Source organism: Neisseria sp. (genome assembly GCF_030523955.1).
GTDB lineage: Bacteria > Pseudomonadota > Gammaproteobacteria > Burkholderiales > Neisseriaceae > Neisseria.
The window spans coordinates 1-9,759 of record NZ_JAUNHL010000020.1 but is presented as its reverse complement, the minus strand read 5'-3'; the positions used below and the strand labels follow the sequence as shown (position 1 = coordinate 9,759).

Annotated in this window: 9 protein-coding genes; 4 read left to right on the top strand and 5 right to left on the bottom strand. The window is 49.1% G+C overall.

Going from position 1 to position 9,759, the window contains the following annotated elements; translation table 11 throughout:
* The first annotated feature begins 31 nt into the window (after window positions 1-31).
* From Q4C79_RS05825 to xerD, 3 genes are all read left to right on the top strand, one after another.
* A complete protein-coding gene (locus tag Q4C79_RS05825) occupies window positions 32-622 on the top strand; it encodes a GNAT family N-acetyltransferase (RefSeq protein ID WP_303090110.1) in 591 nt (196 codons plus the stop codon).
* A gap of 10 nt (window positions 623-632) precedes the next feature.
* Window positions 633-1,100, top strand: coding sequence for a methylated-DNA--[protein]-cysteine S-methyltransferase (locus Q4C79_RS05820; protein ID WP_303090079.1), 468 nt, complete (start codon window positions 633-635; stop codon window positions 1,098-1,100).
* A gap of 127 nt (window positions 1,101-1,227) precedes the next feature.
* Complete coding sequence (gene xerD / locus Q4C79_RS05815; protein ID WP_303090078.1) at window positions 1,228-2,100, top strand: site-specific tyrosine recombinase XerD; 873 nt, start codon at window positions 1,228-1,230, stop codon at window positions 2,098-2,100.
* 8 nt (window positions 2,101-2,108) lie between these two features.
* On the opposite strand, the gene glpQ is transcribed toward xerD, so the two are convergent.
* The 3 genes from glpQ to Q4C79_RS05800 all read right to left on the bottom strand — a co-directional run bounded on the left by glpQ (window position 2,109) and on the right by Q4C79_RS05800 (window position 5,396).
* Window positions 2,109-3,152 (bottom strand): glycerophosphodiester phosphodiesterase, encoded by a 1,044-nt coding sequence (glpQ, locus tag Q4C79_RS05810; RefSeq protein WP_303090077.1) that lies wholly within the window; start codon window positions 3,150-3,152, stop codon window positions 2,109-2,111.
* Window positions 3,153-3,549: 397 nt separating this feature from the next.
* The gene (locus Q4C79_RS05805) at window positions 3,550-4,200 is read right to left on the bottom strand and encodes a hypothetical protein (RefSeq protein ID WP_303090076.1); all 651 of its coding nucleotides are present in this window, start codon (window positions 4,198-4,200) and stop codon (window positions 3,550-3,552) included.
* Between the two features lie 539 nt (window positions 4,201-4,739).
* Complete coding sequence (locus Q4C79_RS05800; RefSeq protein ID WP_303090075.1) at window positions 4,740-5,396, bottom strand: tellurite resistance TerB family protein; 657 nt, start codon at window positions 5,394-5,396, stop codon at window positions 4,740-4,742.
* A gap of 224 nt (window positions 5,397-5,620) precedes the next feature.
* On the opposite strand from Q4C79_RS05800, the gene Q4C79_RS05795 reads away from it, so the two are divergent.
* A complete protein-coding gene (locus Q4C79_RS05795; RefSeq protein ID WP_303090074.1) occupies window positions 5,621-6,643 on the top strand; it encodes a hypothetical protein in 1,023 nt (340 codons plus the stop codon).
* A gap of 293 nt (window positions 6,644-6,936) precedes the next feature.
* Here Q4C79_RS05795 and Q4C79_RS05790 read toward each other — a convergent pair whose 3' ends face one another.
* Window positions 6,937-8,436 carry a surface lipoprotein assembly modifier gene (locus tag Q4C79_RS05790; RefSeq protein WP_303090073.1) on the bottom strand — a complete coding sequence of 500 codons (1,500 nt, stop codon included), beginning with the start codon at window positions 8,434-8,436 and terminating at the stop codon, window positions 6,937-6,939.
* A gap of 254 nt (window positions 8,437-8,690) precedes the next feature.
* Complete coding sequence (locus tag Q4C79_RS05785) at window positions 8,691-9,341, bottom strand: transferrin-binding protein-like solute binding protein (protein WP_303090072.1); 651 nt, start codon at window positions 9,339-9,341, stop codon at window positions 8,691-8,693.
* Between the last annotated feature and the right edge of the window lie 418 nt (window positions 9,342-9,759).

The window sequence follows — 9,759 nt, the reverse complement described above, 5'->3', positions numbered from 1 at the left end:
GAAATCCATCAACCAGGAGACTGCATACATCATGAAAACACCGCAACCCGTTACCCTCTCACTCAACGGTATCCGCCTCGAACCACTCGGCCTGCAACACGAAGCCGGCTTGCGCGAAGCGGCAGCCGACGGCGAACTGTGGGGGCTGGTATTCACCTCGGTACCCGAGCCGCAGGATACCGCCGCCTATATCCGCCAAGCGCTTGCCACCGAAAACCGCCTGGCTTTCGCCGTTATCGACGAGCACAACGGCCAAGTTATCGGCAGCACCAGTTACCACGATATTATCGTCAATGCCGAGCGTCTCGAAATCGGCTACACCTGGTATGCAAAAAGCCGCTGGCGCAGCGCCGTCAACACCACCTGCAAATATTTATTACTCAGCCACGCCTTCGACACCTTGGGCGCCCAAACCGTCGGCTGGCGTACCGACAACCTCAACATCCGCTCCCAGCAAGCGATTGAGCGGCTCGGCGCCAAAAAAGACGGCGTGATCCGCGGCCAACAGCAGCGCCGTGACGGCAGCGTGCGCGATACCGTGATGTACAGCCTGATACGCGCCGAATGGCCGCAAGTGAAAACGGCTCTGGCCGCACGTTTAGGTTTAACATCAGCCGATTGAAGCCCATCCCATGATGAAATATCCCTGCCTCTACCAAGCGCCGTTCGGCAATCTCACTCTGGTTTTCGATGAAAACCAAAATCTGCTGGAGCTGCACCTGAGCGGCAAATCCGAATATGCGCCCTACCCGCTGCCCGAACACTGGCAACAAAAACTGGATGATTATTTCGCCGGCCGCCTGCAAGATTTCAAGCAAGAAATTTCGCGCAACGGCACCGCCTATCAGCAAAAAGTTTGGCAAGCGATTGCCGCCATTCCTTACGGCTGTGTTGCCACTTACCAAGACATCGCCCGCCAAATCGGCAGCCATCCGCGCGCCGTCGGCGGAGCCTGCGGCAAAAATCCGCTGGCCTTGGTGATACCTTGCCACCGCGTCGTGGCCAAACACGGTTTGGGCGGTTTTTCCAGCGGCGAAGATGAAGCGCTCAATATCAAACGCTGGCTGCTGAAGCACGAAGGGGTAACGGTTGAAGAATAAATCCCTATCCTATAATGTAATGCCTGTCTGAAAACAGATAAACGCCATCCCATCGTTTTATCAACGAATGCCTGTCTGAAAGACTGCGACTCCAAACCCCATCAAATGCCTGTCTGAAATCCGTGCCATGAACGACATCATCGACCGCCTGCTCGAACATCTGTGGTTAAACGACCGCCTCAGCCACAATACACTGGAAGGCTACCGGCGCGATCTGCACAAAATCGCCGGCCGTCTGCAAAATGCCGATAAAGACTGGTTTTCCGCCGAAGCGGTGGATTTGGCCGATGCCGTTTACGTACCGGCAGAAAGCAGCCGCTCGCAAGCCCGCGCGCTCTCGGCGTTAAAACGTTTGTACGGCTGGCTGCTCGATACCAACCAAATCTCCGACAACCCCACTGCACGCCTGAAAACGCCCAAGCAAAGCCGCACGCTGCCCGACATCATCACCGAAAAACAAATCGATGCGCTGTTAAACGCGCCCGACACCGAAGCCCTCCACGGCCTGCGCGATAAAGCGCTGTTGGAAACCATGTATGCCACCGGCCTGCGCGTCAGCGAAGCGGTAACACTGAAATTCAACGAAATCAACCTCAACCGGGGCATCATCAACACCATAGGCAAAGGCGACAAACAACGCATCGTACCCTTGGGCGCGGAAGCGGTTTACTGGATAGAGCGCTATCTTGCCGAAGCCCGCCCTTTATTACTGAAAAACGCACGTTGCGACGAATTATTCGTCAGCCAGAAAAAGCAAGGCATCAGCCGCCAACTGGCTTGGATGATCGTCAAACAATACGCGCTGGAGGCCGGTATCCGCCACCTCAGCCCGCACGGCCTGCGTCATGCGTTTGCCACCCATTTGGTTAACCATGGCGCCGATTTGCGGGTGGTGCAAATGCTGCTGGGCCATGCCGACATCAGCACGACCCAGATTTACACCCATGTCGCCAACGAGCGCTTAAAAAGTATGCTTGCCCAACACCATCCGCGCGGCTAAACCCGCATTTATTTTTTCAGATAGGCCGACAGCGTATCCGGAAAATCGGTAAAAATGCCGTCGGCTCCGGTTTGCTGGAATAAGGCGGCGTACATTTCTTCGATATTGGCCACATAGGGCGGCAAAGCGTCTTTACGCACCGTATAAGGATGCAACTGCATTTGCGTGGTTCGGATATCCGCCGCCAGCGGAGTGGTCACGATACGGCCGCGCTTCGATTGCTTTTCGTCCAACAACATATACCAGGCCGGCCCTACTCCGTCGGCATAACGGGCGACCTCCTTCATCGCACCGGGCTTGAACATCCAATCGTAGCTGTAATTTACCCATTGCCCGTTTCTGCGCTCTTCGGTTTCTTTCCAATCGGTATAAGCCACCAGTTGTACCAGTTTCACATCCATTCCCATTTGCGGCATCAGTTGCTGTTTCAGACGCTTGAGTTCGTTAAAATCGAAAGTTTGCAGATAAACCGCATCTTTTTTGCCGGTATAACCGTATTTCTTCAGCACTTCCAAGGTCGCGCGGGCAATGTCTTTGCCTTCCTTATGGTGCAGCCACGGTGCTTTGATTTCGGGATAAATACCGATGGTTTTGCCGGTAGACTTTTCCAATCCGCGGATAAACTGCAACTCTTCTTCAAAGGTATGGATGCGGAAATTTCCCTGCCACAGCGGAAAACGCTTCGGATATACCGCCTCTTGGTTGCCGTTTTCCGTTTTAAAGTTTTCGGTCATCCGCAGCGAACGGATTTCATCAAGCGTAAAGTCCATCACATAATATTTGCCGTCCTGGCGTGCCCGGCCGGGAAATTTTTGCGCCACATCGGTGAGGCCGTCCAGAAAATGATCATGAATCACCACCAAATGGTTGTCTTTAGTCATTACCAAATCCTGCTCCAAATAATCCGCCTTCTGCCCCACTGCCAAAGCCTTGCTCTCCAACGTGTGTTCAGGCAGATAACCACTGGCACCGCGATGGGCAATCACCAGTTTTTCCGCACAAACGGGAAACACACAACCGATCAGCATCCATGCAAACAGATTCTTTTTCACTTTCTCTGGCTCCTCGTATTGTATTGAAAGTTGGATACAACTTATTTCACATAAAAGCGATAGTTTCCGTTGAGCAAGCTCCATTCAGACAGGCATTTTCCATATCTGCAACCGCTTTACCCATTCATCCGACTATACGAAGCTTGTATGACAATATAGTGAAACAAAATAAAAAAGGAGACACGATACGAAGCCGCCAATACGAACAGCAAGCCGCAGACAGTACACACGTACGGAACCGATTCTGTTGCCGCTTCAGCGGCTTACAAAATCGTTCTCTTCACGCTTTAGCGCAGCAACGACGTAGCGAAAGTTAAGTTAATCCGCTATATAAATAAAAAAGAGGCACCCATTCGGGTGCCCAAAGTAGTACTCCATAAAGGTAGGTCAATCAAAATTAAGCATATTGGTACAGGGGGATAAACGATCTGATGGTATGACGACGCACTACAGGGAATTCATTGGCATTAGCCAATACTACCGCTCCGGCCCGGCGCATTTGCAAAATAGCCTGCAACGATTTTTCAGGGCAAACACCACGGCTAGCAGCCAAATTGACAATCACACGCCATTTACCTGCCTTGCACAGATTCAACACCATCTCAAGCATACCTTTTTCCAAAGGCATTCCACCGATTAAAACAGTGGCAGCATGTTCTTGCTCCAACCAAGCAAACAATTTTTTATATCCGGCCGTTTTCTGAGCTTGGTCATCATAAGACATCACATAATCATAATCACTTTCTTGAGGCAATCCCGGAAGCAAATCACAATTTCCCATCGAATTAACCGATCTGCTCAATGAACAAGCTTCTACCTTCTTTGCAGAAGAGCGCATAGGGCACTCAAAATCTGCAGAGTCGGCACCAATGCAAAAGCCGCCGCAACCGAGAATAGTCATATTTTGTACCAATGCCCGGCGGTGTGCGTACATGGCTTGCTTATTAAGCTCATAGACTGCTTGGCGTGCATAAGGTACAAAGTTTTCACTATCAACAACACAAGTAAAACAACGTTGCGGTTGAATGTCCAGAGCGATGATAGTCATTTTTTTCCCCTTAAATATACTTTTAAACAAGTTTCAGTTGCGACAAACGGTTTGATTATGAAACAACCGGCTGATTCGAGATGAGTGGTATATTATCAAGATAAATGGATTATTGATAGAGGGAAATTTTATTTTTATGAAAATACCCAAATTGATTACAGTAACATTAGGTATCATTAATTCAAATAGAAATTATGCTGTTGTATATAATAAAGAAATTTTATTCGCATTATTTATTTTCAATTAATATCTCAAATAATAATCGATGTATTTTACCAACAAACGGAGGTTTTTTCAGAATAAACGGTTATTCTTGAATATTTATTCGTATACTACGCCAAGTACATTTGAGAGAAAAATAGCATTTATTTCCTACAATTTTTGGATCAATCAAAGTGGGCGAATAGTGGGCGAATGTACCGGAATCCAATAACATGCCTGTCTGAAAATTATTTAAACGAAAGATCCGGGTTATAAAATCGCCCCGTTGGTTTGCAAATACAATTTACAAACCAACGGGGCATATTCAGCTGACAAAATCAGAAACCAGCCTGGCGCTCTAAGTTTTCTACCAAAGCATCATCCAGATTTAAGGCTTGCGCCAACTGCGAAAGGAAAACAATTTCTTTACGCTGCAAATCTGCACTAACAATGCGTGCAGCCAGATAAGCTTCGGCTGCCAATGCCGGATTCGCACCGATTTCACGCGCGATCTCCGCTGCGCTTGCCGGCTTGTTTACCTCTGCGGTAACCCATTGCTGGGTTTCCGCATCCTCACCCGCTTCGTTTTGGATTAATGCACGTTCAGCTTCATCAATCAGGCCATCGGCAGCAGCGGCAGCAATCATGGTTCGCAAAATAATCCGGCCGGCATTTTCAGCGGCTACTCCGGTTGGTGTAAAGGCACTTTGATCCAATACAGCGGCATTTCCTCCCTGTTTTTGATTATTGCTCTGCCAGCTTTGGTAAGCATGATAAGCCAACGCACCCAGCGCCGCCATCGAACCGACTTGTACCAAGGTTTTACCATTTTTCTTTTTTAAGAACGAAGATACCAAACCTAACGCCGCCGCACTGCTTCCTACTTTAGCGAGCGCCCCTTTGTTTCCAGACAAAATATTCCCTATATTACCCGCTTGGCCTGCATTCTTTTGAACAGCACCCAATACTTGGTTTAACAAATGATTAAAATTCATAGCCCCTCCTCCTAGAACGGTTCGTTTGACTAAAAAAAACAGATTGGAAAGATACCAACGTTTTACAAATAAAGCCAATCCGGAAAATAACAATGTTTAAAACCCATGCCTGTCTGAAAACGTTTATCAAGAAACGTAATGAAAATGCAGAAAATTCAAGCAATATAGCTTTTCCACGGCAGCAGCGCTACAATCTACCGACCCCAACGGTTTAAGCGATTACCATGCGAAAAGCCTTTATCCTCAGCGAATGCGAGCCGCCCGAATGCGACGAAAAGCCTTATGCCTTATTGGTGGCCAACCCCACCAAAGGCCATCATTTCATCGCCCAAACCGAACAACGGCAAAACGCTTTTAATCTACAGGTTAACCCGCAAAACCGCAATGTTTACCAATGGCCGCTGTCCCGTTTCTCCGCCAAGCCGCGCGGCGAGATTCATAGTGTCAATATCGAAAAGAATCTGGAAGCCAACAACCTCTATACACTTGCTTTTGTCGAAGGCAACGGCGGCCAGCAATACAATCTGGAAACCTGGTTCAGCCGCCACGAAACCGGCTACGAAGAAGCTTGCCAATCCCTGCGCCTGCTGGCAACCGGTAAGCAAATAGCCGGCCCGGAACTGCATCGCATCCTCAACCTCAAAATACTGGGGCTGCTGCGCAACCCCCTCGCCCACCGCGACCGTTTGGTGCGCGACTTAACCGGCGCACTTAACCGGCATTTGCCGCAAACCGGTGCCGAATTCCGCGAACTCATCGCCCGCCGCCCACAGGAGCGTGTACAGCGTATCCTGCAACAATACAATTTTACCCTTCCCGCCTATACCGATTGGCTGGCCGACCTATACGGCATGCTCAGCGAAGGCGTGTTCCGCCCCTCGCTTTTTTCCCGGCTTACCGCTGCGCTAACCGCCGATGCCAACCAAACCCGTTTGATTTTACACCGCTATCCCCAAGAGGCACGTTATTGCTTTTTTGCCGACAGCGGTTATTGCCTGCAAGCCGACGGCCAGATGTTGAGCATCGGCTTCAACGTTGCCGCCGATATGTTTCTGATTCTTCAAGTTACCCGCAGCCATTGGCAAAACCTCGCCGATTTGCTCTCCGAAACACCGCCCGCGCCGCACACCCCGCTTACGGTAAAAGACAACCAACACCAACAACGCCTCACCTTCAACCGTCTCTGTATCCGCCAAGCGCATCATGCGGTTTATGGCAAAAGCAATCAAATCTCGGATTTTCTTTAAAACACAAAACCGCATGAGTTTTTCAGACAGGCATTACTGCCATTAAGAGGCCTGAGACCTTTGCAAAAAACTTTTTAATCCTGAATTTATTGATATCTCGTCATACTCGGGCTTGACCCGAGTATCTGCTTTTTCTTTCAAAACAAAAAGATGCTCGGGTCAAGCCCGAGCATGACGCAAGTGTTTTCAGGTATCGAAAAGAATTTTGCAAAGGTCTCGGCCTGTCTGAAAAACATATAATGAAACAAAAAACCGGGTTTGGCAGGCATCCCGGTTCTTTTTAACGTTAACGCTTAAAACGTTTTACTCCACTCAACAAACAATCGTGTTTTGCCATAATCATGCAAAAGATTATTGCTGTCATTGCGATAATGGGACACCGTAATGCGCGGGGTTACGCCGTAGAAATGTACGGCACGGTGCCAGAGCGACACCGCAGCTTGAGTTTCTTCATCGCGGCGACGCTCACCTTGGTTGAAAAACAAACCTTCCGTTTCATAATGACGCTGCGCATAAGCCAACTGCAAACGGCTGGAAAAACCGTTCCGCCACTCCTGCATCCATTCCGCCCTCATGCCATAGCGGTTGAAATTATCGATACTCGCATTTTTATTACGCTCCTGATAATAATCCGCGCCCACCAGCCAATATTGGCGCGCATGAGGATAAAATACCATTGAAGTACTCAGCAAACGGCTGTCGATATCGCTGTTGGCATACCGCATATTGTACTGGCGCCCATATTCGGCCGCACCGAGCCACTGCGCTCTCGGCGAGAGCCAGTAGTGGCCGTTCAAGCGTACGCCGTTGGTATAGCTGTAAGCATCATGCCCGTAAATCCTACGTTCGTGAAATGGTGTCACCACCTTCTCACTGCGTTGGTTAGCATGGCCGATTCCCAGCGAAATCCGCAAATTTTGATCGTTATAGCGTCCCTTTTGCGGGTAGAACTTACCGTATCCGTCGGCCCCTGCCTTCAGATAAAAGCCTTGGCTCAATGACCATTTTTTATCTGCGGAAAGCTGATAATTTATTGCGGTCGCATCAATCGGTTTATCAAAACGCCAACCGCGAAAGCAATCATCACCCGGATCCCTCTGCCGCTCCAAGGCACACTGCGCCTCATCCAAATAGCCGCCGTATTCAGATACTGCCGGCGCCTGATTGATATTGCTCTCCCGGGAAACATTCAGGCTCACGGAAAACCTTACGGAATCACGTTTACGCAACATCTCTCTATATTCTTCCACCTGACGGCGTACCTCGTCGGGCAAATCTTCACTGGCCAAACGGGCAAACTGATCTGCCGCCGCTTCGTTTTGCTGATCTTCAAGCAATGCCCGCGCCAATTGCAGGTGGATAGGCACCGCTTCGGGATGTTCGGCAATGATTTCACGGTAAATGCCTACTGCCTCATCCGCCTTACCCTCAACTTGCGCCAATAAAGCCCTGGCATAACGCGCCTTACCGGCATCATGTTGCGGCCATTTTGTATATACCGGCAACAAATGCCGTATCGCGTCTATATTTCCGCTCAGTAAAGCCGAATCCATTGCGCGCTGCAATAAAACGGGTTCGGACAACAGCACCCCTTCATCTACCTGCAGCACCCGCGTCTCTTTTTCTTTCCCTGTCAGCTGCGGTGCCGGCAATCCTTTTTCCGCGGATGATTCCGGTTCGGCCGGGCGAAACTGCAATTCAGGTTGCGGCGGAACCTCAACCGAAGAAAGCGTATCTGCCCATGACACCACAGCCGGAATCCCCAGCAATACAGCAAAAAAATGTTTTTTCATTTATACGTTTACCCCATAAGCAAGCCGTTGGAAAATTTCCATAGCCGCCTTTTACCGTTGCTTACAATATGAATTGAACGGTTTAAATTTGATTAACCATCATGCTCGTCCCAAACCTTTTCAGACAGGCATAATCAGTCAATGTGCGGTATGCATTCATTGCCATAAGACAAACGAATATCCGCTTTCAAAAAAATGCAACCCGCGAATCTGGAAGCATAAAAGATTCGCGGGTTGTCCATCACACAACAGTTTTACGGACGTTTGGCGCCATAACCGCCGATCAGCTGGGTACCGTCTGCGCTTTTCAAGCCGTAAGTACCACCGATTTCGGCGGCAGCACCACCGAAGAACTTACCGTTCAAGCTGCCGCTCATATTTATATCTTTTTTATCGACAGTAGCCACATCACCTTTAAAGCTGTTGCCGCCCTCAGCCCAAGTCGCATTGGCACGCAAGTCATAACCCGCCGCCGCAGTCGAAACGCGTTTACCGTTTACATCCAAGGCGTGGATCTGGCTATTATCGGTTGAGAAACGCAGCGCGCGTTTGGCAAAGTCGGCCACAGCGGTAACGTTAGCAGTCAGTTGACGGTCGTTATTACCATTATTGGTCAGATAAGCTGTGGTTATGCCTTTATAAGTAGCGGTACCACTGGTCGGCATATCGGTAGTCTCATCGCCAATGCTTTGGTAACCGTGTGTGACACCGTTTTTCGGATCCACATAGTGGGCAAAGGTTTGATAAGTCCAGCCGGCCGCCGCAGGGTCGTGCAGCACAATGCGGGTTCCGTCGGTAAATTGAATAATGTACACGCCGTCGAAAGCCTTATCGAAAACCAAGCCGTTTTTATCTTTCTTGAAGTATGCCAACGCCGAAGTCGCATCGGTAGTATTCTTCTCCAAATATCTGCGTAGCTGCCGATCGTTGTTATAGGCTGTTTCAATTTTAACTTTATCGGCCAAGGCATCATCCCGCGTTTTTTGCGCTGCAGCCAATTCTTCTTTAGTGGCATCACTGTTGCTCTGCGCCTGCGCTAATGCTTTTTCGGCAGCCTCAAGCGCTGTCTTTGCCGCCTCTAGTTTATTGTAGTTTTCTACAATTCTAGGGTCTATGGTAGTTTTAACATTAGAAAAATAGGTATTGGGATCATCACCCGTGTGCGCGCTAATATCTTCCTGAGAGTTACCGCCCGAAAAAACTTTGCTAATAGATGAATTAGGCGTTGCAAAGCTTATTGTTGTTGCATCACCTACAGAATTTTTATTGCTTGAATTGACAATCTAAGTGCAACAAATGCGAAGAGGTGCCCATAAAGCAGTA

Coding starts and splice junctions, on each gene's coding strand:
- Q4C79_RS05825 (WP_303090110.1), top strand. CDS start 32: ATGAAAACACCGCAACCCGTTACCCTCTCACTCAACGGTATCCGCCTC.
- Q4C79_RS05820 (WP_303090079.1), top strand. CDS start 633: ATGATGAAATATCCCTGCCTCTACCAAGCGCCGTTCGGCAATCTCACT.
- xerD (WP_303090078.1), top strand. CDS start 1,228: ATGAACGACATCATCGACCGCCTGCTCGAACATCTGTGGTTAAACGAC.
- Q4C79_RS05805 (WP_303090076.1), bottom strand. CDS start 4,200: ATGACTATCATCGCTCTGGACATTCAACCGCAACGTTGTTTTACTTGT.
- Q4C79_RS05800 (WP_303090075.1), bottom strand. CDS start 5,396: ATGAATTTTAATCATTTGTTAAACCAAGTATTGGGTGCTGTTCAAAAG.
- Q4C79_RS05795 (WP_303090074.1), top strand. CDS start 5,621: ATGCGAAAAGCCTTTATCCTCAGCGAATGCGAGCCGCCCGAATGCGAC.
- Q4C79_RS05790 (WP_303090073.1), bottom strand. CDS start 8,436: ATGAAAAAACATTTTTTTGCTGTATTGCTGGGGATTCCGGCTGTGGTG.